Raw genomic sequence first — 26,312 nt, forward strand, 5'->3', positions numbered from 1 at the left:
TCCTTTCTAAAAATGACTAGAAATTTGACGTGAGCGCCGTTCGATGCGGTGGTTTGCGAAGCGCTTGGTGCACTCTTCAAGCCGTCCGATTGAAAGCCTCCAAGCCTGGCGGGGTGAACCCGTCGCAACGCTCCTCGAAGGCGAACCGCGATTGTAGCAAATCGCGATGACGGCGTTGGGTGGGTTTTTTCTGGTTTTTCTGGTTCTGCTTACGACAGCCGCTAGACAGGCAGGAAGCCGAGCAGCGGTGCGATCAGCACCATCACGACGCCGGCGATCATCATCGTCAGGCTCGCGACGACACCCTCCTCGCCGCCCAGCTCGCGCGCCTTCGCGGTGCCAACGCCATGCGCGGCCGCTCCGAACAACGCGCCGCGCGCGAGTCGCGTACGCAGCGGCACGAGCGCCAGCACGAGTTCGCCGAACAGCATTCCGACGATACCCGTCGCGATCACGAACAGCGCGGTCAGTTCGCGCGGCGCGTGGATCTTGTCGGATACGGCGAGCGCGAACGGCGTTGAGATCGAGCGTGTCATCAGGCTGCGTTGCAGGTCCGGCGACAGATGCAGCAGTCTCGCCAGCAACAGCGACCCGCCGACCGCCACCACGATACCGACCGTCACGCCGACGGCGAGCGAGATCCAGTGGCGCTTCAGCAGCTCGCGGTATTCATAGATCGGCACGGCGAACGCGACGGTCGTGGGCCCGAGCAGCCACATCAGACAGCGCGTGTCGCGGAAGTACACCGGATACGGGATGTGCGCGATCAGAACAATGGCGGCCAGCACGGCCGGCACGGCGACGAGCGGCGTCAGCCAGGGCGAGCGGTAGCGCGCGTACAGCGCCTTCGAGGCGAAGTAGAGCGCGACCGTCAACACCAAACAGCCGGCCGCGATCAGGCGCGAAGCGCCGTCGGCGAACAGGGAGGTATAGAGCGCGCTCATGGCCGTCTCAGGCACGCGTCAGGTGGCGCGCATGCCGCACGCGCCGCAACGCGACACGGCGCTCGAGCTTCGCAGCCTGCTCGACGGCCAATGCGACTGCGAACATCACCATCAGCGTCCCACCGACAACCACCAGCGCGAGTCGCCAGCCATCCTCGCGAAACAGCCCGCCGTACTGCACGACCGCGACCGCCGCCGGAATAAAGAACAGCAGCATGTCGGACAGCAGCCAGTCGGCGCCGGCCTTGACCCAACGCGTCGTCACGCCGCCGCAGAACAGCAGCGCGAGCAGGACGACGAGGCCGACCACGCCGCCGGGCACCGGCAGGTCGAGCATGCGCACGACGAAATCGGCGGCGAGCCAGAGACCCGCCAGCGCCGCGCTTTGCAGCGCAATCCGCACAATCCGGACGATTCGCAGCATGCCGGCGACGCGACTGTGCTCGACGGCGCGCAACAGCGGCAGCAAGTAGGCAACGGCGCGGGAGATCATGGAAAACCCTTAGTATTTTTGACGTAACTGAGTATAAGGAGCGCCCCGTCATAAATATAATGACTTAGAATCATCAACATCATTCCGAATTGGAATTCTCCGGTATCGAGGGCCTTCAGCCATGGAACTGCGCGCGCTCCGTTATTTCGTCGAAGTCGTCCGCCAGCAGAGCTTCACCGTGGCGGCCGAGCAGATGTTCGTCACCCAGCCGACCATCAGCAAGATGGTGAAGTCGCTGGAAGACGAGATCGGTTCGCCGCTGCTGCTGCGCGACGGCCGCCAGATGATGCTCACCGATGCCGGGCGCATCGTGTTCCAGCGCGGTCAGGAGGTGTTGGCCGCGCATGCGCAGTTGCAGGCGGAACTCGACGATCTGGACAAACTCGGCCGCGGCCAGCTGACCATCGGTATTCCGCCTATGGGCGGCTCGCTGTTCACGCCGACCATCGCGGCGTTCCGCCAGCGCTATCCGAAGGTCGAACTGAAGCTCTTCGAGCAGGGTGCGCGCGGTATCGAAGCTGCGCTGATTGCCGGCGAACTCGAACTGGGCGGCGTGTTGCAGCCAGTCGATCCGCAAGCACTCGACGTGCTACCGATGACGCGCCAGCTACTGTGGCTCGTCGCGCGTCGCGGCTCGCGCTGGGACGGCACGCAGCAGGTGCCGCTCGGCGATCTGGCCACCGAGCCGTTCGTGTTCTACGGGGAAAGCCTCGCGCTCAACGATGTTGTGCTGAATGCGTGCCGCACGGCCGGCTTTGCGCCGATCATCGTGGGTCGTAGCGGTCATTGGGATTTCATGGCGGCACTCGTGCAGGCTGGCGTGGGTATCGCGCTGCTACCTGCGCCGTATTGCCGGCGGCTCGATCCGGTGCAGTTCACGTGTCTGCCGGTCGTCGAACCGGAGATTCCATGGGAGATGGCGATCGGCTGGCGCCGCAACGGCTATCTGTCACATGCCGCGCGTGCGTGGCTCGATGTTGCGCGCGAAACGCTGCCGAGCCAGGCCGGCGACGAGTTTATGCATACGCCGGTGTAGCGGCGGCCGGCCGGAGCGCGAGACGGCTCGCGCGGCCGGCCAGCCCGTTCGAAATCAACGCGGCTTGTTCGCTGCGCTTTCCGCCTCGGCACGCAGACGCGCTTCCTGCGCCTGCAGCTCAGGGGTGAGTTCGGCGCCGAAATCCGCGGCTTCGAACAGCGGGCGGATTTCGATCTCGGAGTCGCTTTCCATCGGGTTCGGGCAGCGCTTGACCCATTCGACGGCTTCCTCCATCGACTTGACCTGCCACAGCCAGAAACCGGCGACGAGTTCCTTCGTCTCCGCGAACGGCCCATCGACGACAGTCCGCCCGCTACCCGAAAACTGCACGCGCTTGCCGCGCGAGCTTGGGTGCAGCCCCTCGCCCGCCTGCATCACGCCCGCCTTGACGAGTTCTTCGTTGAAGTTGCCCATTGCGGTCAACAACTCCGTGCTGGGCATCTTGCCGGCTTCCGATTCGCTGCTTGCTTTTACCATCACCATGACACGCATCGTCTTCTCCTTGAGTGGGTAGTGGGAACCGTTCGGCCCGAAGAGGCTACACGAGTCAGGCGGTTCTACCACTACGACGAACGGAAATCTCCGGAATCGACAGCGCTTCTGGAAATTCTTCGAGATCGTCGGGATTGGCCCACAAATCCACATTTGTATGCCAGTATCAAGCGCATGGAACTCCGTAACGTCCCGATCAGATCTCATCATCACGGCCGCAGCTTATTGCGCCGTGGTTCGTTACGTCCATAGCACGGAACCCGGGACTTCACGAGTCCCTTCCATGCACCAACGACCAGGGCGCCCAAGGCGCCCTTTTTTATTGTCTACAAGGAGTCAAGCATGACCATGATTCGTGGAACCCGTTTCGTCGTCGGTACTGAAGCCGCGCAAATCCGTACGCTCGAAAACCGCTTCAGGAGCTATCTTCATTGACGCGGGCGCCGAAGAAGCCATCGTGCCCGCGCTGTGGTCGCAAGACACGTTCATCGAGAAGGCCGGCGGCAGTGAAATCATCGGCCAGATGTGGACGTTTCCCGACAAGAAGGGGCGCCCCTGCTGTCTGATTCCCGAGGCGACCGCGCTCTTCCAGGAGCAGTGCAAGGAGTTACTGGGACGGCGGCGGGAACGCATGCTGTTTTATATCGCGCGATGCTATCGGTACGAGCGACCGCAAGCCGGTCGATACCGCGAGTTCTCGCAACTGGGATTCGAATATCTTTGCCCGAATCCGCAACAGGCGGCTGTGCGCAGCCAGGCCATCGCCGCGGGATTTTTCGATTCGCTGGGGTTGCGCTATGTCGTCGATGACGCTGCTCGCAGAGGGCTTAGCTACTACCTGGACGGTCGTGGGTTCGAGATGCGTTGCACGGAACTCGGCGCCCAGCAGCAAGTGGCGGGCGGCGGAGCGTATCGCGAGGGAGCCGGGTTTGGTATCGGTGCCGAACGGTTGTTGCTGGCGATGACGGCGCAGGGAATCGATAGCTTGTCGCCGTAGTATTGCTGGGCTCGGCCCTGTTCTTCCATGTAGAGATGCAGTGGCGATCAAAGGTACGTTGCGAGCAACGTCACCATGATCGCCGCTGCGGCTAGCGCCAGCAGCGCGCGCCACATCGGCGCTCGTCGTGGCGCGCGGATCGAGGCCGGCAGCGGCTTGCGCCCGGTAAGCATCGGGCGCAGCAGATTGTTTCCCTTCGCGACGGCGTAGAGGACGATTGCGCCAACGTGCAGCGCAACTGCGGCAATCAGCACGTACCATCCCACCGCGTGTAGCGTCGAAATCGCGTTGGCGATTGACGCAGGAACCCATGCGCTTAGCGGGCCTTCGTCGGCGACTTCGTTGTAGACATAGATGCCACTCAACGTTTCGACGAATAGCAGCGCGAGAAGCAGCAGCACCATCCAGCCGCCGGCCGGGTTGTGGCCAACCTGCAGGTCGGCCTCGCGACGAAAGATATGGCGAAGATGAGCCCATGCAGCAGCAGGCGAAGCGACGAAACTACGAAACCGCGCGGTCTCGCTGCCGAAGCAGCCCCATAGCAACCGGAATAACACGAGCGCGAACAACGTCTCGCCGATGCGTACATGCCAGTCGATCCAGTTGAAGCGCTCGGTTATGTAGGCGCCGGCTACGAGCAGGACAGTTAGCCAGTGGAAGAGGCGTATGGGGAGGTCCCAGACCTGTACGGGGCGGTTGTTGTCGTTCGTGGGCGAAGCTGGCTGTCGTTCAGTGTTCATCGTCTGGTCCCTGTACGCCCCATAGACCTGAATGCGGCGCATCGCCGGAGCACGCGATGAACATACAGGCACGTTGAATCACGTGTTGGACTCCGGAGTCCAACTCCTTGCGAACGCGATCAGCGCCCGCAAACTGCTCGATCTATGTCGACGGTTGGCAAAGTACAGGCAAGACCGGTCGTAGACGGGTAACCACTTTTCAAGCACGCGTTGCAGTCTTTGCGTGGCAACGTCTCCCATGACATGCCAATCGTTGACGAAGGCAATGCCCACTCCGCTAAGGGCGGCGTCGCGTGTCAGGTTTGCGGAATTGACTGTTAAGCGGCCCTTCGGTTCGATCTGGATTCTTTTGCTCCGGAACTCGAAGTTCCACGTGTGGATCGTTCCGTCAGCTAACCGGAACCGAACACATTCGTGATCATGCAGGTCGTCAGGTGTTTTCGGAACCGGGTGTCGCAGAAAGTATTCGGGCGTTGCCACCACCGCACTGCGCTGAGGACGGCCGAACGGGACCGCGATCATGTCCTTGGGAACGTCCCTCGGGAAACGGATGCCTAGATCAAAACCCTCCGACACAATATCGACGATACGGTCCTCAGCCTTTAGCTCTAGTTCGATGTCGGGATAACGCTCCATGAACGAGAGAAACATCGGCATGGATTGTCGCGCGAAGCCCGTGCTTGTACTCACGCGTATCCGCCCGGAAGGCGAATCCTTTTGCGCTCCCGCGCGCTCGGTCGCGTCACGAATCACGGCGACCGCGGGGGCGATGGTTTCCACGAACTCCCGTCCTGCATCGGTGAGCGACACGCTTCGGGTAGTGCGGTGGAACAGTTGCACGCCGATACGCGACTCCGATGCAGCGATCATCTGGCTTAACGCAGAGGTCGAAATCTCAAGTTCGGCCGCCGATGACCGGAAGCTCCGATAACGGGCGACCGTCAATATCGCTTCGAGATCAGTCAATCCATTCTTTCGCATTGTCCTGTTTCTCTTAATGATTCATACACGATTATCCATCTAGTTGATTGCCCGGTGTGGATATATTCTTCGGCCTTACCTCATGCGAAAAGGAACGACGCATCAGCAGTGCAAGCGCTCAGGCGAGCAAGCTGCGTGTGCGCCGGGAAACGGAAGGAACGTATCGAGGAACGTTAGAGGATCTACTGGGGTGCACCTCATCCCCGTCAGGAGTTGCGATGAAATATGGAGAATCGATTCAAGCGGTCCGGGCGCCGGACCAGATGGTTTTCAGTGCGGTCGGCTCGCTCTGGATGTTGGGTTGGTGTCTGCAAAAGCATGCACAGGATCTGTCGACGCTATGCGTGGTGTTGCTAGCCGGTGCGGCGATTTTTCTGTGGGCCTGGTGCGATCGCCGTGCCTCGCGTCGTGGCTTCAAGGTTCCCGGCGCGCGCCGCTTTCAATCTGCGCGTGGATCAGGTGCGTACTTCGTTCTCGAAGGTCTGCTGTGCGGCGCCGGGCTGTTGTTCAACCTGGTGTTCGTGCTGGAACTGCTTGGTCATCCGGATTGGCTGCTACCAACTCTCATGATGCTGACAGGCGTCGTTTGCTTCGCACTGGGCGAGGCTACGCTGCATCGACCGAATTACCTGACCGGCCTCGCATTGCTCGCAGTGGCACTCGCTTATCTACTCGGCCCTGGCGTGCCAAATCACGCCACCGCGTGTTTTGCCGCCGGCAGTGTCTTGTGGATCAGCGCCCTGTATGGTCTGTTCGTGGAGCACTTTGATGCCGGCCGGGTTGTTGGGTTGGCCGGGCGGCGGTCACTCGCACTGGTCTTGCATCAGGATCGGTTTTTGCGGAGTCTTGTGATCGTCACAACGAGGCACGAATGCCGGACGTTTCGGTCGTGAAATCGGTGTCGAACTGCGAGATAGACGCCGTTAGTTTTTCGAGCAAACCAAGCGGCGAAAAAACAGCGTAATGCCCTCGCCCGGCAGCACACAAACCTGTGCTGCCGGGCGAAGTACCTACAGAAACAACCACGTTATCGCAAACCACCACCAGCAAGCAGTTGTTCCCCCGTCAACCAGCGAGCATCATCCGACGCGAGAAACACCGCAACCGCAGCGATGTCATCAGGCTGGCCAACACGCCCAAGCGGCGTCTGGCTGACAAGCCCCGTTTCCATCTCCGAACCAATGAAACCGGCGCCGCGCGCGCCTTCGGTGTTCACCATGCCCGGGTTCAACGCGTTGACACGGATCTTCTTCGGTCCAAGTTCCTTCGCGAGCACACCGGTAATCGCATCGACGGCGCCCTTGGTCGCCGTGTACACAGCGCTTCCCGGCGGCGTGAGACGGCTCACCACTGAACCGATATTGATCACGCTCGCACCTTCGCCGAGATGTTTTGCAGCAGCCTGGGTTGTAAGCAGCAACCCCAGCACGTTCACATTGAACTGCTTGTGAAAGTGGTCTTCGGTAATCTCTTCGAGCGGCGAAAACTCATACACGCCCGAGTTGTTGACGAGGATGTCGAGACGGTCGTAAGTGTTGATAGCTGCATCGATGATGCCTTTTGCGTCCGCGGCCTTCGACACGTCACCGCGCACGGCAATCGCCTTACCGCCTGCCGCGGTAATGGTCTGGACAACCGCGTCCGCACCTTCCCTGCTCGACGCATAATTGACGACAACCGACGCGCCCTCTGCCGCGAGCGCAACTGCGATACCCGCGCCGATGCCTTTCGATGCGCCCGTTACAACGGCTACCTTGCCAGTCAGCTTGCCCATGATCGCTTCCTTTGAGATTCGATGGTTTGATTTATCGGTGCACCGCTGGACGTTGTCTGTCCGGATCTGTTGACGGTGCGACTGGAGCCACTCTACTCAGCGAAACGCGTGGGATAAATGTGTCCATTGCGAATACATTTGCCACAATTTCCGAACAGTGCAATCCGGTCGGCTCGGACGCCGCAAAAGAAAAAGCCTTCTCTACCCGCCGCGAAGCAGGCAGAGAAGGCCGAAGCACATCTCTTCAAGAAACCAACACCACCGGGCATGTTCGCCCGGGCGTCACACCATCCGCTTAAAACCGGTGGGTCATACCCACAATCGCCGCCACCTGATGATTCGTCGACGAGTACGACGATCCGCTGAAGTCCGCCACCGCCTTCTTGCCCGTCGAATCGACGCCCGAAGCGGTTTCGTAGAAACCGATCGCGTAGAGCGAGGTGCGCTTCGACAGCGAATAGATGGTGCCGAGGTTGACCTGGTTGTAGCTGGCGCTACCGACGTTGTCCGCGCCGCCGTTATGCGTATAGATGTACGCGCCGGCCAATGTCAGAGCAGGCGTCAACTGATACTTCAGATTCAGTTCGCCCGAATTGAACGTCGCTGTTCCACCGTTGTATTTGGTGCCGTAGCTGCCCACTGCATTGACCGCACCGAGATTCTGGAACTGCGTATTCGAGTACAGCACGGCGATCGTCGCCGAGCCGAGCACATACGAACCGCCGGCCGTGATGATCTGCTGCGAACCCGCCGACGCGTACCCGCCGTAAATACGGCTCGGCATGTTGTTGTTCGCGCCCGTGGCCGACGATGTCGGCGACGACGAGTTGCCCTGATCGCCGAAGGTTGCGTAGTACGGGTTCTTGGTGAACATGTAGCTCGCACCGAGCCGCAGCGGGCCGTTCAGATACGAAACTGCGCCGTCGATGACTTCGTTCTTCGTGAACTGCCCTGCCTGACCGCCGAGGCTGTACAACAGGCCAACCGACAAACCGTGGAAGCTGGGGCTTTGATACTTGATGGCGTTCTGCACGCGGTTCGACGTATCGACGTTATCGACGTCGCCGGCGCGCGTTCCATAACCAAGGCCCGAAGCCGCCCAATCGGCGCCAGACGCGAAGGTGGCAGTGGCATCGTTACTGGCGGAATACTGGCGCCCGGCCGTCACCGTACCGTAGGTGTCGCTCTTCAGGCCGACAAACGCCTTCCGTCCGAACTCAAGGCCGCCCTGGCTCAAGCCGCCGGTGCCGAGGGTATAGCCGTTTTCCAGATCGAAGATCGCCTTCAATCCGCCGCCCAGGTCCTCAGTACCCAACACACCCCAGCGCGACGAAGTGGCGCTGGACAGCCCGACGAGCTGTCCGCCCTTGACGTTGTTGTTGAACAGAATGCCGCCGTCGGCAACACCGTACAGCGTCACGCTGCTCTGCGCGTGAGCGACGCCCGCAAATGCGCCTATCGCCATGAAGGCGACCGTGGTCTTTTGAATTTTCATCGCAGCCTTTTTCGTTCTCTAAAAGAGGATTTAACCTTGTTGATAAGATCTCTAAACCGTGTACCGCTTGATTGCTTTATTATTTAATTGCTATTCGATTAATTTGAAGAATTGTCTGATCAAAATAATCTGCGGGCCCAAACGTCCGGCATGCCGGTAGCCTGACCAGGGGCGGGAAAATCGCCTCTGGTGCCCTGCGGAGAGGACTATCCGGAGCTTCTGGACGCGCGGCCAGACGAACCATAGAGAGGCCCGGTTTCATTTCTGTGACGGTGAATCGACTTTTATTTTGTCCGAAATATTTGGTCAGAATGCGTGTTATCCGGACAACAGATTTATTGAAATCCTTTAAATCCACTTGCGTTTCAAGTAGGGGCGGACGCGAGATGACGCGCCATAAGGACACAACCCGCCGTCACGCATCGCGACGGCGGGTCATGGGGTCCTGCAATTGCTATCTGCCGCATTCAGGAATGTGCGGTCTGCTTCACAACTCGCGTGCTCAGGCCGTCACGCCCTCCGCTGCCGGCTCGCCCACGCGTCGCGCGGCCGCGATGAACTCCGCCGCGCGCTCGCCGATCATCACGGTCGGCGCATTCGTATTGCCGCCGATCAGCGTCGGCATCACCGACGCGTCGACGATGCGCAACCCCGACACACCGCGCACCCGCAGCTTCAGATCGACCACTGACCTTTCGTCAGGACCCATCCGGCAGGTCGCGACCGGGTGATAGATCGTGTCGGCGTGTTCGGCGATGGTCTGGCGCAGATCCGCGTCGTTCTGGTCCGCGCTCGTGTACAGCTCCTTGCCGCCCGACAGCGCGAGCGACGGCGCATCGAGAATCCGCCGCGCAATATGCGCGCCTTCGACGAGCAGGTCGAGATCGCGCGAATCGCTCAGAAAACGCGGATCGATCAGCGGTGCGACGCGCGCATCGGCACTCGCAAGCGTGACGGTGCCGCGGCTCTTCGGTCGCAGCACGCAGGTGTGCAACGAATAGCCGTGACCCCAATGCATGTGACGGTTGTGATCGTCGACGAGCGCCGCGCAGAAATGCAGTTGCAGGTCGGGGCGATCGAGCGTCGGCCGGCTCTTCAGGAAACCGCCCGCTTCCGCCACGTTGCTCGACAACATGCCGCGACCGTGGCGCGTGAACGTGACGAACTGCGGCAGCATGCGCGCGATGCCGCGCAGCGAGAAACCGGTCGGCTCGATCGAGCGCACGCGCTTGTTGATCGTGAAGTCGATGTGATCGATGAGGTTCTGTCCGACTTCCGGTGCATCGTGCAGAACCGGTATGCCGAGCGCCTGCAGATGCTGCGCTGGACCGATGCCCGAGCACATCAGCAGTTGCGGTGAGTTGAACGCGCCGCTCGCGAGTACGACTTCCGCGCGCGCTTCGAGTGTTTCGGTACGGCCGCCGCGCACCACTTCCACGCCGCTTGCGCGCTTGCCGTTAAACGTCACGCGCAGCACGGTGGCATCGGCGATCAGATGCAGGTTCTGTCGCGGACGATCGTAAATGTAAGCGCGCGCCACGCTGCAGCGACGACCGTCGCGCTGCGTCACCTGATAGAAACCGATGCCCTCCTGATCGAGCCCATTGAAGTCGTTATTCGGCCGATGCCCTGCTTCGAGCGCGGCCTGCACGAAGCGCTGCGAGAAAGGATTGCGAAAGCGCAGATCGCTGACCGTCAACGGCCCGTCCGCGCCGTGCCACGCATCGGCGCCACGCTCGTTGCCCTCGGCGCGGCGAAAGTACTGCAGCACATCGGGCCAGCCCCAACCGTCGCAGCCGAGCTGCGCCCATTCGTCGTAGTCGAGCGGATGGCCGCGCGTGTAGATCATCGCGTTGATCGCACTCGATCCGCCGAAGCCGCGACCGCGCGGCTGATAACCGCGCCGCCCGGCCAGACCCGGTTGCGGTTCGGTTTCGTAACCGTAGTTGGTTTTCAGCTTGAACGGCACGACGGCGGCCACGCCGGTCGGCATGTTGACGAACATGTTGCGGTCCGTATGCGGACCTGCCTCGATCAGCGCGATCGTTGCATCGGGGCAGCTGTCCGCGAGGCGACTGGCAAGCGAGCAGCCGCCCGATCCAGCGCCGACGATGATGTAGTCGTATTGCATCCCTGTCTCCGTCTGATTAACCGCATGAACTGGCCGTATAAGCAGCCAAATAAGCAGCCACATCGGCGCCCACATTGCCCGCGCGGTATGTTGCGTGCACACTTGTCTACGTGCGTCTCATGCCGCATTGTAGGGAGCGCGGCGGCGCACGCGGCGCCCGACGTCAGAGCGATCCCTCTAAACGGATCGCACCCCGTCCCCCTATGATGAAAGATGCTACCCGCGCCCTCGCTCGCGCCGTGCCGTCATTCAAACACCACGCGCCACAGGCAGGCTTTGCACGACAGGGCGCCGCACCTGGCGGTAAAACGACGCTTCGCGACAGACGATCCGGCACGCACCGGTGAACGGAGACAGTAGATGGAATGGCACGCCCCGGCAAAACGCACGACGTGACGAATCAGGTCCCGCCGCTCGCCGACTACAACCTGTTCGCCACCGACCCGGCGCTCGCGGCCGCTGTCGAACGCGAAGGGGCGGCGTGGCATCGCGATGCGTTGCTGCGCGACGGCGCCCAACTCGGCACGCCCGACGTCATTGCGCTCGCAGCGCTCGCCAACCGGCATGAACCCGAACTCTTCACGCATAGCCCGCGCGGCGAACGCATCGACGCGCTCGAATTTCATCCCGCGTGGCACTCGCTGCTTGCGCTGCTGCGCCGCGAGGGTCTGCACGCGCTGCCGTTTTCCGATCCGCGGCCCGGCGCAATGGCCGCGCGCTGCGCCGGTTACTTCTTGCATGGACAACTCGAATCGGGTTCGCTGTGCCCGCTGACGATGACCTTCGCGAGCATCCCGGTGCTGCAACGCGAACCTGCGCTATTCGACACGCTACGCGACAAGCTCTATGCACGCGAACACGATCCACGCGACATACCGGTCACGCAGAAAAAGTCCGCGATGATCGGCATGGGCATGACCGAGAAACAAGGCGGCTCCGATGTGCGCAGCAACCAGACGCGCGCGTTCGCCACGGACGGTGGCGGCGGACGCGGAGCCGCCTACCGGCTGGTCGGCCACAAGTGGTTTTTCTCGGCGCCGCAATGCGACGCGCATCTGGTGCTCGCGCGCACCGACGACCACGAAGGGCTGTCGTGCTTCTTCGTGCCGCGCTTCGCGCCGGACGGCAGCAAGAACGCGGTGCAGGTTCAGCGCCTGAAGGACAAGCTCGGCAACCGCTCGAATGCAAGCAGCGAAGTCGAGTTTCTCGATGCGTATGGCGTGCTGATCGGCGACGAAGGCCGCGGCGTGCCGACCATCATCGAGATGGCGAATTACACGCGGCTCGATTGCGTGATCGGCAGCGCGGCGCTGATGCGTGCGGCGCTTGTGCAGGCCGTGCATCACGCGCGGCATCGCAGTGCCTTTGGCAAACATCTCGCCGATCAACCGCTGATGCGCAACGTGCTCGCCGATCTCGCGCTGGAATCGGAGGCCGCGACCGTGCTGTTCATGCGCCTCGCGCGTGCATTCGAAGACACTGCGAATCTTCCTGAAGAACGCGCCTGGCGACGCATCGTCACGCCAGCCGCGAAGTACTGGGTGTGCAAGCGTACGCTCGAATTCACCGGCGAAGCGATGGAAGTGTGGGGTGGTAACGGGTATGTCGAAGAAGGCCCGATGGCGCGTTTTTATCGCGAGGCGCCGGTTAATTCGATCTGGGAAGGTTCCGGCAACGTGATGTGCCTCGACGTGCTACGCGCGATGGAGCGCGAACCCGATGCCGCGCACGCGCTACTTGCCGCGTGGCGTGCCGATGCCCATGCGCATCCCGCGCTCGGTGCAGCTGTTGAACGGTTGCTCGCAACGCTCACCTCGGCACCCGAGACACGCGAAGCATCCGCGCGCCGCATCGCGCAACAGATCGTGCTCGTCGCGCAGGCCACGCTGCTGGTCAAACACGCGCCGTCGTATGTAGCCGATGCATTCATCGCAACGCGGCTCGCCGACGGCTGCGGTGACAGCGGTCGCGTGTACGGCACGCTGCCTGCAACACTCGATCATGCGGCGATCGTCGCACGCGCGTTTCCGGCCTGATGCAGTCAACGCAAACGAAGCAGACCTTCCAGTACCACACCGCAAGCACAACGCGACGACACGCAATCACCGTCAAGATCGACATTCGAACCACGGAGAGCATATGAAGAACGATTTGCCGGACATCGCAGCGCTCGACGCACTACTGGGTGAGCAACGCCAGGCGTATCTGCGCGAGCCGTATCCGTCGTGGCAGACGCGCGCCGGACATCTGAAAGCATTGCGCGCGATGCTGCTCGACAATCGCGACGCGCTCGCCGAGGCGATGAATGCCGACTTCGGCAATCGTTCGAAAGGCGAAATACTGCTCGCGGAATTCTTCATCGCGAAGGAAGAGATCGATGCCGCGCTGAAGCACGGCAAGGGCTGGATGCGACCGCAGCGGCGCAGCACCAATAAATGGCTGATGCCGGCGCGTGCGCGCGTGGTACCGCAACCGCTTGGTGTAGTCGGCATCATCGTGCCGTGGAATTATCCGGTGTTGCTGGCTGCGGGACCGCTAATCAGCGCACTGACAGCAGGCAACCGCGCGATGATCAAGATGTCGGAACTGACACCGCGCACCTCCGCGCTGTTCGAACAATTGATCGCGAAGACTTTTTCGCGCGACCACGTCGCAGTCGTGAACGGTGACGCGCAGGTTGCGGCCGCGTTCAGCTCGCTGCCGTTCGATCATTTGTTGTTCACCGGTTCGACGAAGGTGGGTCACGACGTGATGCGTGCCGCCGCCGAACATCTGACGCCGGTCACGCTCGAACTAGGCGGCAAGTCGCCGGCAATCATCGGGCCGCATGCGCGCTTCGACTACGCGGTGGACAGTCTGCTGGGCGGCAAGACGCTCAATGCGGGACAAACCTGCATCGCCCCCGATTACGTGCTGGTGCCGCGCGGCAAGGAACAGGCGTTCATCGAACGTGCGCGCACGCGGATCGCGAAGATGTACCCGGACTTCGCGCACAACGGTGACTACACGTCGATCATCTCCGATCGCCACTACGCACGCTTGCAGCGACTTGCCGATGAAGCCGTCGAAGCCGGTGCGCATGTGCATCCGTTGACCAGTGCACCTGCCGATCCGGCGACGCGACGTTTTCCGCCGACGGTACTGACCAACGCACCCGATCACGTCACCGTGATGCAGGAAGAGATTTTCGGGCCGTTGCTACCGGTTATTCCGTATGACACGCTCGACGATGCGATTGCGTGGATCAACGCACGCCCGCGGCCGCTGGCGCTGTATCTGTATGACGACGATCGCGCCACCGTTGAGCGCGTGACGCGCGAGACGATTGCGGGCGGGATGGCGATCAATGAAACGCTGATGCATATCGCGTGTGAGAGCTTGCCGTTCGGTGGGGTTGGGGCGAGCGGGATGGGGGCTTATCACGGGTACGAGGGGTTTGCGACGTTTTCGCAGATGAAACCTGTGCTGGCGCAGGCACGATTCAATGCGCGCGGATTGATCGCGCCGCCCTACGGCAAACGGTTTCATGCGTTGTTGCGGGTGATGATGAAGTTTTAGGAGTGTTTGCCTCGGCCGGGGGTTGTTGCGGGAGGTTCGCTACGATGCCGTTCTACGCGCGATATTCAGATGCCGTAACATTCGCCAACGAGCCGAGGAATGAGGAAAGAAGTAATGAGCAAGAAGGTGGCGTTGGTTACAGGCGCGGGACATCGGACGGGAAAGGAGATTGCAAAGTACCTTTGCCAGAACGGCTACGAAACGGCGATTCACTTCAATACTTCTCGCGAAGACGCCGAGTCGACGGTGAGCGAGATCGTTGCCGCGGGTGGTCGCGCATTCGCGCTTCAAGCGGATCTGGCCGAAGAATCCAGCATCGAAAAACTGATCGGTGACGTGTATGAGAATGCCGGGCAGCTCGATCTACTGGTGAACAACGCGTCGGTATTCTGGCAGGAACACTTCCCGGACTTCGCCACTCAAGATCTGGATCTCGCGTGGAAGATCAATTGTCGGGCGCCGATTCTGCTTACCCGCGCTTTCTACCGCAGAGCGAAAGATGCCGGGACCACCGGCGTCGTGGTGAATGTCGTGGACCAGAAGGTGAAGGACAACTTTAACCGCGATCACTTCAGCTACACCGTTGCAAAGACCGCGATCGGAAATCTCACCCAGATGCTGGCAATTTCCGCAGAGCCGGTTCTGCGAATCAACGCTGTGTTCCCGGGTCTGATGCTCCGCAGCGACAACCAGACCGACGCGGATTTCGAGTATGCAAGTCGTACTGCAAATCTCCTGGGCCAGGCTGCGACCCCGCGAGATCTGGCGAGCGCGATTCTTTTACTCACAGCGCCTAGCTTCACTGGAACGGATTTTGTCGTCGACGCCGGGCAGAATCTGATTCCCGTCACCCAAGACGTGATCTACACGCATCGTTCACCGGGGAACGGTGGAGCGTAACTCCGTGTTCAGGGGTGCCGGAACATCGGCGCTCGTGGGCGAATCATCCGTACCGCTCTCCAGCCGGTGCAACCACCCGAGCAACTCCGCCACTGCCACGTAAAGCTCCGGCGGAATCCTCGCATCGAGATCCACCTGCATCAACAACGACACCATTTCCGGTGCTTCGTGCACATACAGGCCCGCTTCCTTCGCGCGCTGCACGATCATCTCTGCGACCAGTCCATAGCCCTTCGCCACGACACGCGGCGCGGCATCTCCGCTCTGCGCGTCGTAACTCAGCGCGGCGGCGCTCTTGCGGCGGACGCGGCTCATCACATGTCCCAGTCGAATTCGTCGGCGTGCGGCAGCGGCGTCTCGGGCTGCGCCGCGTAAACCGGGCGTGCCGCGTCGCTAACAGCCGCCGCCGAACGCGCATACGCCGTAGCCGCAGCTTGCGGCGTCACCCTTGCAGGCGCCTCGCGAGCCGTCTGCGATGCACTCGTGCCATTCGCCGGCAAAGTCTCTGGCAACGTCGCTGCACCACCGATCTCGCGAATCGACAAACCACCCAGTTCGATACCCACGGCCGCGAGTCGCTGTCTGAATGTTTCTCCATGGGCTGCGAGCCGCGCTGCGCCGCCGGGGCTTGCCTGCACCCGCGCGATCAATTGCGTGCCGGTCAAGGTCAGTTCGGCATCGACGGTACCGAGCGTCGGTAGCGACAGCGTGAGGCGGGTGCGCCACGGTAGATCGTCGGTGGCGCTGCTGTCCGATGCGCCGCCGCGCCGTTCGTCGTTTTCCTGTTCGATGGTCCAGTCGAGCCGCGCGCCGGGCCACGCCTCGCCAGTCCAGCGAAACTGCCCGGTCGCCAGCAGATCGAGTTGCTGACGCACCAGCGGAATGGTTGCTGCGTGGATTGCGGCAGTTGCCGGTTGAGCGGCGTCGGAGGCGGTACCGTTGGATGTATCGCCGGATACGGCAGCGTGCGATGTGGAGCGTTGCAGAGAGCCGGCCGGTGTTTGTGGATCAGCGGCAGAAAAACGCACCGGCGCGCCGGCAAGCTGCGCGCCCGTCTGCGCATGCGCAGACACAGATACACCCGCGGAATTCTCCGGGGCCTGCTGCGGTGTCGCTTGTGAAGCCGGCTGCTCCGTCACACCGGTGCGCGACGGTTGCGCAGGTCCACTCCACGCAGACGGGTCGTTCTCGTCAAGCCATTCGAGCGGCAACTGCGTGGCCGCGGCGGCCAGCCGATTCTGCGGCTCGCCGGCCAGCGATGCCGGCGTGCGCTGTCCCGCGAGCCACTGCGCTAGATGTGCTTCATAGAAGAGCCCGCTTTGCGCGACCGTTTGCTGGAGCGCAGCGGCCAGCGCCGCCACGGGCAACGGCGATGCGGCAACAGCAGACATCGGTGCGGAAGCAAACGCCGATGAAAACGGCGCCACCGGACTGCCGGCAGCGCCAGCGGCAGCGCCACCGCCTGAAAGCAGCGCATCGGCAGCAGACCCGGCAGTGATATCGAACAGCGGCAGCACAGGACCAGCGCGTGCCGCCAGGTCGGCCAGCCCAGCCGTCAGCACCGCCGCACCCGCAACCGGCGCCACAGGCCACACCGGCACCTGCCCCACCACCGCAGGCGTCGCCTCTCCACCGGAGCGCATGATCGCGTCGAGCGTCAACGCCACCGCCGACAACGCCGTCTGCGTCGATGCCATCGGTCCCGCCGAATTCCCCGCAAGCGAGCCCGCCCCTTGCGGCAACGGCGTCCCAACACTCAACGCGGAAGCGCCGGTCTGCGACGCGGTCGCATCGCCCGCGGCACTCCCCGAGAGCAGGCTGTCGATCCGGCTCGCAAGCAGCGAAGCGATGGCCGTGTCGATTCCGTTCATCCCGAGTCCCTTATCAGAGAGGTCCGCACTCCCGCTGCGCCCGCGCAGCGGCAAGCCGGACCGGCTCAGCGCGCGCCGTACAACTCCTTCAGCACCCGACCGGGTCGCCCGGATGCGAAGAGCGTCGACAGCTTCGCGAGACGCGGGCTGGCCAGTTCGCGGATCGCAGCGTCGTCGGCGAGAATCCGGCGCAGCAGTTCGTACTTGCGCAGCCGTTCCGCGTCGTTGAGCTGTACGTCGAGCTCCGCTTCTTTCAGCGCCTCGACCAGAAACCGGTATTCGTCCTGCAGGTGCTCCAGCTCGTTCCACAGGGAACGTTGCGCGGCGGCCAGCATGCAACTGGAAATCGCGGCGATCGCCTCGTAGCGGGCGAAATACTCTGCGTGGTTGGTCATCTGATGTTTTCTGCCGGCGATTGAGCCGCCATGCGCGCCACTTCGGGTGCAATTCCGATCCATGCGTCTTCGAGCGTCGCGAGCAGGCCGTCCACCTCGATCAGCATCGCTTCGCTCTGCTTCAGGTTGGCTTCCAGCAAACGTCGCGTCATATAGCCATACAAGCCATCCAGCCGTTCCGCGATCTCGCCGCCGGCCTCGATATTCAGCGACGGCTGCAAACCGCTCGCGACGATCTGGATCGCCTTGCCGATCGCTTCGCCGCGCGCCGCGACATTGCCTTGCTGCAGATGCAGCCGCGCCAGCGCAATCGCCTTACGCGCCCCCTGATACAGCATCACGATCAGACGATGCGGACTCGCGCCCATCACCCCTGTTTCGACTCCGACGCGTGCGTACGCATTGGCTCCAGAGTGTCCTGGGGAAAACATTGGCGCTCCTCCTGTTGATGCCGTTTCGATTCGACCGGGGCACCGTCGCGACGCGCTTTGTCACCGCTGCGATGGACCTGTATCCGGGTTATCGGATGGTCATCGGGAAAGCTTTAGGCTGCTGTAAGGGGGAACGCGGAGAAATTTGCCGCACGGGCGGGAGGTATGCCAAACGGTGTGGCAAACGGGTGGCGGGGTTCGACTGACGGCCACCGGCATAGCCGGTCCGCCGCGCGCGGCAATGGCGTTACGCGGCGGCGTACTGAGGGAATGCGGAACGAGAAATCCAGCACGCCCGTTACCGGCACGCAGCCGGCACCGGGTGTGCCGCGTTCAGACCGAGATCTGCGAGATTTCGTTGTACGCGGCGACCAGTTTGTTACGCACCTGCAGACCGAACTGGAAGCCGACATTGGCTTTTTGCATGTCGACCATCACGTCGTTCAGCGACACGTTCGCCGAGCCGAGTTCGAACGCTTTGGCTTCGCCGAGCGCGTTCTGCTGGTCGTTGCTGATCTTGTCGATCGATGCCTTCAGCGCCGACCCAAAGCCGCCGACATCCGCGGCATCGGACGCACTGTCCGCGGCCTTCGAGGTCGAGCCGCCGGCCGCCTGGGCTGCCATCGACTGCATCTGTTGCAGCGCGGACGCAAGGGGGTTCACGGGCACAGTCATGTTCGCTCCAGAAAAAAGAGAAGACGGCGACGCTGCGGGCCTTCACAGCCTAGTCTGAGTGCGACAAAGGCGCACCTGCCGATCTGACGAAAAGCATAGCAGCGGGCCATTTCCGACAGCCGCGAAAGTAGGGGGGAAACCCCGCTCTATTCGGTCAATCGGCTTACACGGTGCTGCGGATAATCCCCATCGTGAAAGTCTCTGTCCACGCGCCGCGCCCTCCGCTTCCTGCTGGACCGCCCGGCCACCGGCAGACGCAAGGCATCCCGGAGATACCCGACGCATGGATTCGTCAGCCAATTCTTTGATCACCCCCGACGCCCGCATGGGCCTCGCCAGCGCGCCGCCCGGCGCGGGCGCGGCCGGTGCGGCCGGCGGCACGGCGGGCAGCGGCGCCGACCTGGGCGGTCTGGGCGGCGGTTTTGCCCAGCGCCTGCCGTCGCTCACACAGATGCGCGGCAATCCGCGCGCCCCGCTGATCTTCGCCGTCGCCCTGCTCGTCGCCGTCGTGGCGGCGCTCGTCCTGTGGTCGCGCGCACCGGACTACAAGGTGCTCTACAGCAATCTGTCCGACCGCGACGGCGGCTCGATCATCGCCGCGCTGCAACAGGCCAACATCCCGTACAAGTTCAGCGATGTCGGCGGCGCGATCCTCGTGCCCGCCGATCAGGTTCACGAAATGCGTTTGCGTCTCGCCGCGGCGGGCCTGCCCAAGAACGGCTCGGTCGGCTTCGAGCTGATGGACAACCAGAAATTCGGCATCAGCCAGTTTGCCGAGCAGATCAACTATCAGCGCGCACTTGAAGGCGAACTGCAGCAGACGATCGAATCGATCTCGTCGGTACACTCGGCGCGCGTGCATCTGGCCATTCCGAAGCCGTCGGTGTTCGTACGCGATCGCGAGTCGCCGTCGGCATCGGTGCTCGTGGACCTGTATCCGGGCCGCGTGCTTGACGACGGCCAGGTGGTGGCGATCACGCATATGGTGGCGTCGGCGGTACCCGAGCTGCCGGTGCGCAACGTGACGATCGTCGACCAGGACGGCAACCTGCTCACGCAACCGTCTTCCGGCACCGGGCTCGATGCGACCCAGCTCAAGTACGTGCAGCAGATCGAACGCGGCACGCAGCAGCGCATCGACGCGATCCTCGCGCCGCTCTTCGGTGCGGGCAACGCGCATTCGCAGGTCAGCGCCGACATCGACTTCTCGAAGCTCGAACAGACCGCCGAAACCTACACGCCGAACGCCACGCCGCAGCAATCGGCGATCCGCAGCCAGCAGTCGAGCACCGCGACCGAACTGTCGCAAGGTGGCGCATCGGGCGTACCGGGTGCGCTGTCGAACCAGCCGCCGCAGCCCGCCTCCGCCCCGCTCGTCTCCGCCAACGGTGCGAGCGCGCCGGCCGCGACACCGGTCAGCGATCGCAAGGACACGACCACCAACTACGAGCTCGACAAGACGGTGCGCCATTTCGAGCAGGGCTCGGGCGGGATCAAGCGGCTTTCGGTGGCGGTGGTGGTGAACTATCAACCGCAGATGGACGCGAAGGGCCACGCGACGATGCAGCCGCTCGCCACCGACAAGCTCGCGCAGGTCGAACAGCTCGTGAAGGATGCGATGGGCTACGACGCGAAGCGCGGCGACTCGGTGAACGTGGTGAACAGCGCGTTCATGACCGACGTCGAACCGACCGTGGATGTGCCGTGGTGGCGCGCACCGGACATGATCGCGCTCGCGAAGCAGATCGCGACGTACCTCGGTATCGGCGCGGTCGCCCTGTTCCTCTACTTCGTGATGGTGAAGCCGGCGCTGCGCCGCGCCTTCCCGGCGCCCGCGCCGGTCGGCGCCGGTCATGCGCTGCCCGCGCCGGACGAACCGATGCTGCTCGACGGCCTGCCGACGACGCAACACGCCGGCGACGCGGAAGACACCAACAGCCTGCTCGCGTTCGAAAACGAGAAGCACAAGTTCGAGCGGAACCTGGAATATGCGCGCAAGATCGCGCGCCAGGATCCGAAGATCGTCGCAACCGTCGTCAAGAACTGGGTGTCCGATGAAAGCTGAAGGCGTAGCCAAGAGCGCGCTCCTGCTGATGTCGATCGGCGAAGAGGAAGCCGCGCAGGTGTTCAAGTTCCTCGCGCCGCGCGAGGTGCAGAAGATCGGCGTCGCGATGGCCGCGCTGAAGAACGTGACGCGCGAGCAGGTCGAGGAAGTGCTGACCGAGTTCGCGAAGGAAGCCGAGCAGCACACCGCGCTGTCGCTCGATTCAAGCGACTACATCCGCACCGTGCTGACCAAAGCACTCGGCGAGGACAAGGCCGGTGCGATCATCGACCGTATCCTGCAAGGCAGCGATACGAGCGGGATCGAAGGCTTGAAGTGGATGGATTCGGGTGCGGTTGCCGAACTCATCAAGAACGAGCATCCGCAGATCATCGCGACGATCCTCGTGCATCTCGATCGCGATCAGGCGTCGGAGATCGCGGCGTTCCTCAGCGAGCGCCTGCGCAACGACGTGCTGCTGCGTATCGCGACACTCGACGGGATCCAGCCGGCCGCGCTGCGCGAACTCGACGATGTGCTGACCGGCCTGCTGTCCGGCAGCGACAACCTCAAGCGCAGCCCGATGGGCGGTATCCGCACGGCCGCGGAAATTCTCAACTTCATGTCGACCAGTCATGAAGAAGCGGTGCTCGAGAACGTGCGCCAGTACGACGCCGAACTTGCGCAGAAAATCGTCGACCAGATGTTCGTGTTCGAGAACCTGCTCGACCTCGAAGACCGCGCGATCCAGTTGCTGCTGAAGGAAGTCGAATCGGAGTCGCTGATCATCTCGCTGAAGGGCGCACCGCCCGCGCTGCGGCAGAAGTTCCTGTCGAACATGTCGCAACGCGCCGCCGAACTGCTCGCCGAAGATCTCGATTCGCGCGGTCCAGTGCGTGTGTCGGAGGTCGAGACGCAGCAGCGCCGCATCCTGCAGGTCGTGCGCAACCTCGCCGAAAGCGGACAGATTGCGCTAGGCGGCAAGGCCGAAGATGCGTATGTCTGACCAGGACTCGTCGTCGGGCAAACCCGGTAGCGGCGGTCTCTCGGCGTACCAGCGCTGGGAGATGGCATCGTTCGACCCAGCCCCGCCGCCCGAACCCACCGACGAACACGCCTTCGAAGCCGAGCTGCAACGGCTGCGCGATGCCGCGCATGCGCAGGGCGTCGCGTCGGGCCATGTCGCTGGGCAGGCGCTCGGCTATCAGGCCGGCTACGAACAAGGTCATACGCAGGGTTTTGAGCAGGGCATCGCCGAAGCGCATGCGCAAGCGGCAAGCCTCGCGGCGCTCGCGCAATCGTTCAAGACTGCACTCGACGGTGCGCAGGCAGACGTGTCGGAAACGCTCGTCGCACTTGCGCTCGATATTGCGCAACAGGTTGTGCGACAGCATGTGCAGCACGATCCGACCGCGCTGATCGCGGCCGCACGCGAAGTGCTTGCCGCGGAACCGGCTCTGTCGGGCGCGCCGCATCTGGTCGTTAGCCCCGCCGATCTGCCGGTTGTCGAAGCCTATCTGCTCGAAGAACTGCAGGCGCGCGGCTGGACGCTGCGCACCGATCCTGCAGTGGATCGGGGCGGCTGCCGCGCACACGCCGCAACCGGCGAAATCGACGCAGGTATTGCGACACGCTGGGAGCGGGTTGCAGCGGCGCTCGGCAAGGTGAGCACATGGTGAAGCCGACGCTCGACGACATTCGCGCCAGCGATCTCACGCCGCTTGAACGCGAGCTGGCGTTTGCGTCGTTTGGTGTGGTCGAGCCGGTGGAGAAGGCCGAGCGTGAGGTTGCGACGGTTGTCGTGGCGGCACCGGCTGCACGCGCCGCACACGCTGCATTGTTCAAGGATGAGGCCGCTGTCGCCGCTGCCGCCGGCAACCCACACACACTTGCGTGGCGCACGCGGCTCGACGGACTGCGGGCCCGCAATGCAATTGCGCGTCCGCTGCGTGCATGCGGACGGCTCACACGGGCAGCCGGTCTCGTGCTCGAAGCAGTCGGACTGCGGCTATCGGTGGGTTCGGAAGTGATGATCGAATTGCCGCCGGGCAGTTCGCTGCCGATGGCCGAAGCAGAAGTCGTCGGCTTCGCTGGCGACCGGCTGTTCCTGATGCCGACCACCGAAGTCGCCGGCCTGCTGCCTGGCGCGCGCGTCTATCCGCTCGAAAGCGCGCCGATTGCCGATCCGCTCGCGGGTGCGAAACGTCTGCCGGTCGGCTGGGAACTGCTTGGGCGCGTGGTCGACGCGTCGGGACGACCGCTCGACGGCTTCGGCCCACTCGGCACGCAGCGCGACGCCCCGCTCTCCGCACCGACGATCAACCCGCTCAAGCGCGAACCGATTCACCAGGTGCTCGACGTCGGCGTGCGCGCGATCAACGCGCTCCTGACCGTCGGACGCGGCCAGCGCATGGGGCTCTTCGCGGGCTCCGGCGTGGGCAAGTCGGTGCTGCTCGGCACGATGGCGCGCTACACCAGCGCAGAAGTCATCGTGATTGGACTGATCGGCGAACGCGGCCGCGAAGTGAAGGAATTCATCGAACAGATTCTCGGCGAGGAAGGACTCGCGCGCGCGGTCGTCGTCGCGGCACCCGCCGATGTGTCGCCGCTGCTGCGTATGCAGGGTGCGGCGTACGCGACATCGCTGGCGGAATACTTCCGCGACGAAGGCAAGCACGTGCTGCTGCTGATGGATTCGCTGACGCGCTATGCGATGGCGCAGCGTGAGATTGCGCTGGCGGTCGGCGAACCGCCAGCGACCAAAGGCTACCCGCCGTCGGTGTTCGCAAAGTTGCCCGCGCTCGTCGAGCGCACCGGCAACGGGCCGGCAGGCGGCGGCTCGATCACCGCGTTCTACACGGTGCTGACCGAAGGCGACGACCAGCAAGACCCGATCGCCGATTCGGCGCGCGCGATTCTCGACGGCCACATCGTGCTGTCGCGCTCGCTGGCGGAAGCCGGCCACTATCCGGCCATCGATATTGAAGCGTCGATCAGCCGCGCGATGACGGCGCTGATCGACGACGCGCATCTCGAGAAAACGCGAATCTTCAAGCAGATGCTGTCGCGCTACCAGCGCAATCGCGACCTGATCAACGTGGGCGCTTATTCGAGCGGCCGCGATGCGCTGCTCGACCGCGCGATCGCACTGTATCCGCGCATCGAAGCGTTCCTGCAGCAGGGCATGGCCGAATGTGCCGGTTTCGCATCGAGCGTCGAGTTGCTCGACGCACTGTTCACCCAGGGAGGTTGACGATGGGCCAACATCTTCCGCTCAAGACGCTGATCGGCCTTGCCCAGGACGACGTGGATGCAGCGGCGCAGCGACTCGGCCGCGCGCAGCGCGAACGCGGCGACGTGCAGGCACAGCTCGACGCGCTGATCCAGTATCGCGACGAATACCACGCGCGCTTCGCAAATTCGGCGCAGGCGGGCATGCCGGCTGGCAACATGCGCAACTTTCAGGCGTTCATCGATACGCTCAATGCCGCGATCGAACAGCAGCGCGGGCTGCTCGTGACGGCGAGCGCCCGCGTCGAGGCGGCGAAACCGGAGTGGCAGCGCCAGCGCCAGAAACTCGGTTCTTACGAAGTGCTGCAGGCGCGCGGTGCCGCGATCGAGGCACAGCAAAACGCGCGCCGCGAACAGCGCGACACCGACGAACACGCAGCAAGAATTCTCCGGATGCGGGCCGAAGGCGTGTGACGCCGGGCCAAGCAATGTTTGAACGGACTCACCGTACAGGAAACGTATGTCGACTCTTTCACTGATCGGAGCGCTGTCCGGCGCGAGCAGCGGTGCATCGTCTGCCGGGTCTGGCTCGGCGGCGTCGAATGGCGTGTCGTCGTTTGCGCAGACGCTGCAGCAGAGCATTGGCGCGCAGAACAATGCTGCGAATGCCGGTGGTAGCGCGGCGCAGAAGGCGCCGGCCTCGTCGTCGGCATCTTCGTCTTCGCCTTCATCTTCGTCCGCTGCATCGTCTACGCCGGGTGTGCACGATGTGCCGGCGCAGGACAACAGCGGTGCGTCGAGCGATGCGGGGGCAGCGAACGGCCAGCAGGATGCGGGCAGCTCGCCGGCGACTTCGTCGGGCGATGCATCGCAGACCGCGGGCAGCAACGCGGCAAACAAGCCATCGGGCGGCGGCGCATCGAAGTCGCAAGGTGCGGATGGTGCGACTGTACCGATGACGGCCGCTGAAGCAGCGGCTGCTGCTGCGGCTGCCGCGGCGCAGGCACAAGCTCAGGTGGGTACAGTGGCGACCCAGTCCGCGACTCTTCCCGACAACGCCAACGCAGCGCTGCCAACCGACGCCACGCCGACAACGACGACCAACACGCCGCCGACGACACCGGGCAAGAAAGCAGCCAGCACCGATCCCAGGTCGGTGCACGATGCATTGCAAGCCGCGTTGAATGCACTGACAGGTGGTCAGGGCCCGGTGCCGGTGCCGGCTATTGGCGCGATCGCCGGCGCGACCGCGACCAATGCAGCGTCGACGACCGGCGCGAACCCTGGCGATGCAAGCGTGGCACTACACGGCACGTCGACCAGCAAGGGTTTCGCACTCGGTGCAGCGTTAGCGGATGGCAAAGGCACGCACGCAGGCAACGCAACGACGACAGCGACGGCCAACAGCGGAACGACAGGCGCGGCGGACACAGACGCCGCCCGTAGCGCGGCGGACGCGTTGATGACCGCCACCACGGATACATCGAACACCCAGGTCGCAAAGGACAACGCGGACGCGGTGCGCGCAACGCTTGCGGCCTCGCAGGCCGCGGCGAACACACCGACTGCGGCCACGCAGAGCGCCAATCCGGCGATAGCCGCGACGGCCGCAGCCATCACACCGCAGGTCGGCAGCCCTGACTGGGAGGATGCGTTGAGCCAGAAGGTGGTGTTCCTGTCGAACGCCCACCAGCAGACGGCGGAACTCACGTTGAACCCACGCGATCTCGGACCGTTGCAGGTGGTGCTGCAGGTAGCGGACAACCATGCGCACGCGTTGTTCGTGTCGCAACATCAGCAGGTACGCGACGCAGTGGAAGCGGCGTTGCCGAAGCTGCGCGAGGCGATGGAGTCAGGCGGCATCGGTTTGGGTAGTGCGAGCGTCAGCGATGGTTTCGCGGGGCAAACCGGGCAACAGGCGCAAGGTGAAGGAGGACGCGGCCGTGGGCAAGGCCGCTCCGGTAGCGACGGTACAAGCGAGTTGTCTGGCGCAGTCACGGCGCCGACGCGACGTACGGTGGGACTCGTCGATACGTTTGTCTGAACGGAAAAGCGAGGCCACAACCAACGCTCTCCATCGGCGCTGCGATTCCGCGGCCCAATCTGCTTTCCGACGTGGTCACC

Annotated in this window: 25 protein-coding genes and 1 riboswitch; of the genes, 12 read left to right on the forward strand and 13 right to left on the reverse strand. The window is 63.3% G+C overall.

Annotated elements, in window-relative coordinates:
* Nucleotides 1-24: 24 nt before the first annotated feature.
* Nucleotides 25-142, reverse strand: a riboswitch (S-adenosyl-L-homocysteine riboswitch).
* Nucleotides 143-221: 79 nt separating this feature from the next.
* Nucleotides 222-944, reverse strand: a complete 723-nt coding sequence (locus tag FNZ07_RS32400; protein WP_091017350.1) for an LrgB family protein — start codon at nucleotides 942-944, stop codon at nucleotides 222-224.
* A gap of 7 nt (nucleotides 945-951) precedes the next feature.
* A complete protein-coding gene (locus tag FNZ07_RS32405; RefSeq protein WP_091017615.1) occupies nucleotides 952-1,368 on the reverse strand; it encodes a CidA/LrgA family protein in 417 nt (138 codons plus the stop codon).
* A 190-nt stretch (nucleotides 1,369-1,558) separates the two neighbouring features.
* Here FNZ07_RS32405 and FNZ07_RS32410 point away from each other — a divergent pair, with 190 nt between their 5' ends.
* Nucleotides 1,559-2,473: a LysR family transcriptional regulator gene (locus FNZ07_RS32410; protein WP_091017347.1), complete on the forward strand. Its 915-nt coding sequence runs from the start codon at nucleotides 1,559-1,561 to the stop codon at nucleotides 2,471-2,473.
* Between the two features lie 54 nt (nucleotides 2,474-2,527).
* Here the strand turns inward: FNZ07_RS32410 and FNZ07_RS32415 are convergent, their stop codons facing one another.
* Complete coding sequence (locus FNZ07_RS32415; protein ID WP_091017344.1) at nucleotides 2,528-2,965, reverse strand: YciI family protein; 438 nt, start codon at nucleotides 2,963-2,965, stop codon at nucleotides 2,528-2,530.
* A 457-nt stretch (nucleotides 2,966-3,422) separates the two neighbouring features.
* Here FNZ07_RS32415 and FNZ07_RS32420 point away from each other — a divergent pair, with 457 nt between their 5' ends.
* Entirely contained in the window at nucleotides 3,423-3,962 is a 540-nt protein-coding gene (locus tag FNZ07_RS32420; protein ID WP_245811686.1) for an ATP phosphoribosyltransferase regulatory subunit, read from the forward strand.
* Nucleotides 3,963-4,009: 47 nt separating this feature from the next.
* On the opposite strand, the gene FNZ07_RS32425 is transcribed toward FNZ07_RS32420, so the two are convergent.
* Complete coding sequence (locus FNZ07_RS32425) at nucleotides 4,010-4,702, reverse strand: cytochrome b/b6 domain-containing protein (protein ID WP_091017610.1); 693 nt, start codon at nucleotides 4,700-4,702, stop codon at nucleotides 4,010-4,012.
* 78 nt (nucleotides 4,703-4,780) lie between these two features.
* Nucleotides 4,781-5,668: a LysR family transcriptional regulator gene (locus tag FNZ07_RS32430; protein ID WP_245811684.1), complete on the reverse strand. Its 888-nt coding sequence runs from the start codon at nucleotides 5,666-5,668 to the stop codon at nucleotides 4,781-4,783.
* 71 nt (nucleotides 5,669-5,739) lie between these two features.
* On the opposite strand from FNZ07_RS32430, the gene FNZ07_RS32435 reads away from it, so the two are divergent.
* Nucleotides 5,740-6,576 carry a hypothetical protein gene (locus tag FNZ07_RS32435; protein ID WP_143098145.1) on the forward strand — a complete coding sequence of 279 codons (837 nt, stop codon included), beginning with the start codon at nucleotides 5,740-5,742 and terminating at the stop codon, nucleotides 6,574-6,576.
* Nucleotides 6,577-6,710: 134 nt separating this feature from the next.
* Here FNZ07_RS32435 and FNZ07_RS32440 read toward each other — a convergent pair whose 3' ends face one another.
* From FNZ07_RS32440 to FNZ07_RS32450, 3 genes are all read right to left on the reverse strand, one after another.
* Nucleotides 6,711-7,457, reverse strand: a complete 747-nt coding sequence (locus FNZ07_RS32440) for a glucose 1-dehydrogenase (protein ID WP_091017337.1) — start codon at nucleotides 7,455-7,457, stop codon at nucleotides 6,711-6,713.
* A 295-nt stretch (nucleotides 7,458-7,752) separates the two neighbouring features.
* Nucleotides 7,753-8,952: a porin gene (locus FNZ07_RS32445; protein ID WP_322788660.1), complete on the reverse strand. Its 1,200-nt coding sequence runs from the start codon at nucleotides 8,950-8,952 to the stop codon at nucleotides 7,753-7,755.
* Nucleotides 8,953-9,454: 502 nt separating this feature from the next.
* A complete protein-coding gene (locus FNZ07_RS32450; RefSeq protein WP_091017335.1) occupies nucleotides 9,455-11,083 on the reverse strand; it encodes a GMC family oxidoreductase in 1,629 nt (542 codons plus the stop codon).
* A gap of 365 nt (nucleotides 11,084-11,448) precedes the next feature.
* On the opposite strand from FNZ07_RS32450, the gene FNZ07_RS32455 reads away from it, so the two are divergent.
* The 3 genes from FNZ07_RS32455 to FNZ07_RS32465 all read left to right on the forward strand — a co-directional run bounded on the left by FNZ07_RS32455 (nucleotide 11,449) and on the right by FNZ07_RS32465 (nucleotide 15,541).
* Complete coding sequence (locus FNZ07_RS32455) at nucleotides 11,449-13,119, forward strand: isovaleryl-CoA dehydrogenase (RefSeq protein ID WP_144269497.1); 1,671 nt, start codon at nucleotides 11,449-11,451, stop codon at nucleotides 13,117-13,119.
* A gap of 103 nt (nucleotides 13,120-13,222) precedes the next feature.
* Nucleotides 13,223-14,641 carry a coniferyl aldehyde dehydrogenase gene (locus FNZ07_RS32460; RefSeq protein ID WP_091017331.1) on the forward strand — a complete coding sequence of 473 codons (1,419 nt, stop codon included), beginning with the start codon at nucleotides 13,223-13,225 and terminating at the stop codon, nucleotides 14,639-14,641.
* A 114-nt stretch (nucleotides 14,642-14,755) separates the two neighbouring features.
* The gene (locus FNZ07_RS32465) at nucleotides 14,756-15,541 is read left to right on the forward strand and encodes an SDR family NAD(P)-dependent oxidoreductase (RefSeq protein ID WP_245811682.1); all 786 of its coding nucleotides are present in this window, start codon (nucleotides 14,756-14,758) and stop codon (nucleotides 15,539-15,541) included.
* On the opposite strand, the gene FNZ07_RS32470 is transcribed toward FNZ07_RS32465, so the two are convergent.
* From FNZ07_RS32470 to fliE, 5 genes are all read right to left on the reverse strand, one after another.
* Complete coding sequence (locus FNZ07_RS32470) at nucleotides 15,518-15,856, reverse strand: EscU/YscU/HrcU family type III secretion system export apparatus switch protein (protein ID WP_091017326.1); 339 nt, start codon at nucleotides 15,854-15,856, stop codon at nucleotides 15,518-15,520. The two genes, FNZ07_RS32465 and FNZ07_RS32470, sit on opposite strands and share 24 nt — an antisense overlap.
* The gene (fliK, locus tag FNZ07_RS32475) at nucleotides 15,856-17,412 is read right to left on the reverse strand and encodes a flagellar hook-length control protein FliK (RefSeq protein WP_091017324.1); all 1,557 of its coding nucleotides are present in this window, start codon (nucleotides 17,410-17,412) and stop codon (nucleotides 15,856-15,858) included. Before fliK ends, FNZ07_RS32470 begins: the two co-directional genes overlap by 1 nt.
* A gap of 65 nt (nucleotides 17,413-17,477) precedes the next feature.
* Nucleotides 17,478-17,807 (reverse strand): flagellar protein FliT, encoded by a 330-nt coding sequence (locus tag FNZ07_RS32480; RefSeq protein WP_091017322.1) that lies wholly within the window; start codon nucleotides 17,805-17,807, stop codon nucleotides 17,478-17,480.
* Entirely contained in the window at nucleotides 17,804-18,238 is a 435-nt protein-coding gene (gene fliS, locus FNZ07_RS32485) for a flagellar export chaperone FliS (RefSeq protein WP_091017320.1), read from the reverse strand. Before fliS ends, FNZ07_RS32480 begins: the two co-directional genes overlap by 4 nt.
* 333 nt (nucleotides 18,239-18,571) lie before the next feature.
* Nucleotides 18,572-18,913 (reverse strand): flagellar hook-basal body complex protein FliE, encoded by a 342-nt coding sequence (gene fliE, locus FNZ07_RS32490; RefSeq protein ID WP_091017318.1) that lies wholly within the window; start codon nucleotides 18,911-18,913, stop codon nucleotides 18,572-18,574.
* 283 nt (nucleotides 18,914-19,196) lie between these two features.
* Between fliE and fliF the strand changes: the two genes are divergently transcribed.
* The 6 genes from fliF to FNZ07_RS32520 are packed head-to-tail and all read left to right on the forward strand — an operon-like array spanning nucleotide 19,197 to nucleotide 26,232.
* Nucleotides 19,197-20,978, forward strand: a complete 1,782-nt coding sequence (gene fliF / locus FNZ07_RS32495; protein ID WP_091017316.1) for a flagellar basal-body MS-ring/collar protein FliF — start codon at nucleotides 19,197-19,199, stop codon at nucleotides 20,976-20,978.
* Nucleotides 20,968-21,963 carry a flagellar motor switch protein FliG gene (gene fliG / locus FNZ07_RS32500; RefSeq protein ID WP_091017314.1) on the forward strand — a complete coding sequence of 332 codons (996 nt, stop codon included), beginning with the start codon at nucleotides 20,968-20,970 and terminating at the stop codon, nucleotides 21,961-21,963. Before fliF ends, fliG begins: the two co-directional genes overlap by 11 nt.
* Entirely contained in the window at nucleotides 21,950-22,636 is a 687-nt protein-coding gene (gene fliH / locus FNZ07_RS32505; protein ID WP_177228320.1) for a flagellar assembly protein FliH, read from the forward strand. The genes fliG and fliH overlap by 14 nt, the downstream gene beginning before the upstream one ends.
* Complete coding sequence (gene fliI / locus FNZ07_RS32510) at nucleotides 22,630-24,210, forward strand: flagellar protein export ATPase FliI (RefSeq protein ID WP_091017310.1); 1,581 nt, start codon at nucleotides 22,630-22,632, stop codon at nucleotides 24,208-24,210. The genes fliH and fliI overlap by 7 nt, the downstream gene beginning before the upstream one ends.
* A 2-nt stretch (nucleotides 24,211-24,212) precedes the next feature.
* Nucleotides 24,213-24,662, forward strand: coding sequence for a flagellar export protein FliJ (fliJ, locus tag FNZ07_RS32515; protein WP_091017307.1), 450 nt, complete (start codon nucleotides 24,213-24,215; stop codon nucleotides 24,660-24,662).
* Between the two features lie 46 nt (nucleotides 24,663-24,708).
* Nucleotides 24,709-26,232, forward strand: a complete 1,524-nt coding sequence (locus tag FNZ07_RS32520; protein ID WP_091017305.1) for a flagellar hook-length control protein FliK — start codon at nucleotides 24,709-24,711, stop codon at nucleotides 26,230-26,232.
* The last annotated feature ends 80 nt before the right edge of the window (nucleotides 26,233-26,312 follow it).

The sequence above is a fragment of the Paraburkholderia megapolitana genome, assembly GCF_007556815.1.
GTDB classification, from domain to species: domain Bacteria; phylum Pseudomonadota; class Gammaproteobacteria; order Burkholderiales; family Burkholderiaceae; genus Paraburkholderia; species Paraburkholderia megapolitana.

What these genes read in the sequence shown, in the direction of transcription:
- fliG (WP_091017314.1), top strand. Translation starts at nt 20,968, where the DNA reads ATGAAAGCTGAAGGCGTAGCCAAGAGCGCGCTCCTGCTGATGTCGATC.
- FNZ07_RS32455 (WP_144269497.1), top strand. Translation starts at nt 11,449, where the DNA reads ATGGCACGCCCCGGCAAAACGCACGACGTGACGAATCAGGTCCCGCCG.
- fliJ (WP_091017307.1), top strand. Translation starts at nt 24,213, where the DNA reads ATGGGCCAACATCTTCCGCTCAAGACGCTGATCGGCCTTGCCCAGGAC.
- FNZ07_RS32480 (WP_091017322.1), bottom strand. Translation starts at nt 17,807, where the DNA reads ATGACCAACCACGCAGAGTATTTCGCCCGCTACGAGGCGATCGCCGCG.
- fliF (WP_091017316.1), top strand. Translation starts at nt 19,197, where the DNA reads ATGGATTCGTCAGCCAATTCTTTGATCACCCCCGACGCCCGCATGGGC.
- FNZ07_RS32445 (WP_322788660.1), bottom strand. Translation starts at nt 8,952, where the DNA reads ATGAAAATTCAAAAGACCACGGTCGCCTTCATGGCGATAGGCGCATTT.
- fliS (WP_091017320.1), bottom strand. Translation starts at nt 18,238, where the DNA reads ATGTTTTCCCCAGGACACTCTGGAGCCAATGCGTACGCACGCGTCGGA.
- FNZ07_RS32415 (WP_091017344.1), bottom strand. Translation starts at nt 2,965, where the DNA reads ATGCGTGTCATGGTGATGGTAAAAGCAAGCAGCGAATCGGAAGCCGGC.
- fliE (WP_091017318.1), bottom strand. Translation starts at nt 18,913, where the DNA reads ATGACTGTGCCCGTGAACCCCCTTGCGTCCGCGCTGCAACAGATGCAG.
- FNZ07_RS32465 (WP_245811682.1), top strand. Translation starts at nt 14,756, where the DNA reads ATGAGCAAGAAGGTGGCGTTGGTTACAGGCGCGGGACATCGGACGGGA.
- fliI (WP_091017310.1), top strand. Translation starts at nt 22,630, where the DNA reads ATGGTGAAGCCGACGCTCGACGACATTCGCGCCAGCGATCTCACGCCG.
- fliK (WP_091017324.1), bottom strand. Translation starts at nt 17,412, where the DNA reads ATGAACGGAATCGACACGGCCATCGCTTCGCTGCTTGCGAGCCGGATC.
- FNZ07_RS32405 (WP_091017615.1), bottom strand. Translation starts at nt 1,368, where the DNA reads ATGCTGCGAATCGTCCGGATTGTGCGGATTGCGCTGCAAAGCGCGGCG.
- FNZ07_RS32410 (WP_091017347.1), top strand. Translation starts at nt 1,559, where the DNA reads ATGGAACTGCGCGCGCTCCGTTATTTCGTCGAAGTCGTCCGCCAGCAG.
- FNZ07_RS32450 (WP_091017335.1), bottom strand. Translation starts at nt 11,083, where the DNA reads ATGCAATACGACTACATCATCGTCGGCGCTGGATCGGGCGGCTGCTCG.
- FNZ07_RS32520 (WP_091017305.1), top strand. Translation starts at nt 24,709, where the DNA reads ATGTCGACTCTTTCACTGATCGGAGCGCTGTCCGGCGCGAGCAGCGGT.
- FNZ07_RS32470 (WP_091017326.1), bottom strand. Translation starts at nt 15,856, where the DNA reads ATGAGCCGCGTCCGCCGCAAGAGCGCCGCCGCGCTGAGTTACGACGCG.
- FNZ07_RS32460 (WP_091017331.1), top strand. Translation starts at nt 13,223, where the DNA reads ATGAAGAACGATTTGCCGGACATCGCAGCGCTCGACGCACTACTGGGT.
- fliH (WP_177228320.1), top strand. Translation starts at nt 21,950, where the DNA reads ATGCGTATGTCTGACCAGGACTCGTCGTCGGGCAAACCCGGTAGCGGC.
- FNZ07_RS32400 (WP_091017350.1), bottom strand. Translation starts at nt 944, where the DNA reads ATGAGCGCGCTCTATACCTCCCTGTTCGCCGACGGCGCTTCGCGCCTG.
- FNZ07_RS32440 (WP_091017337.1), bottom strand. Translation starts at nt 7,457, where the DNA reads ATGGGCAAGCTGACTGGCAAGGTAGCCGTTGTAACGGGCGCATCGAAA.
- FNZ07_RS32425 (WP_091017610.1), bottom strand. Translation starts at nt 4,702, where the DNA reads ATGAACACTGAACGACAGCCAGCTTCGCCCACGAACGACAACAACCGC.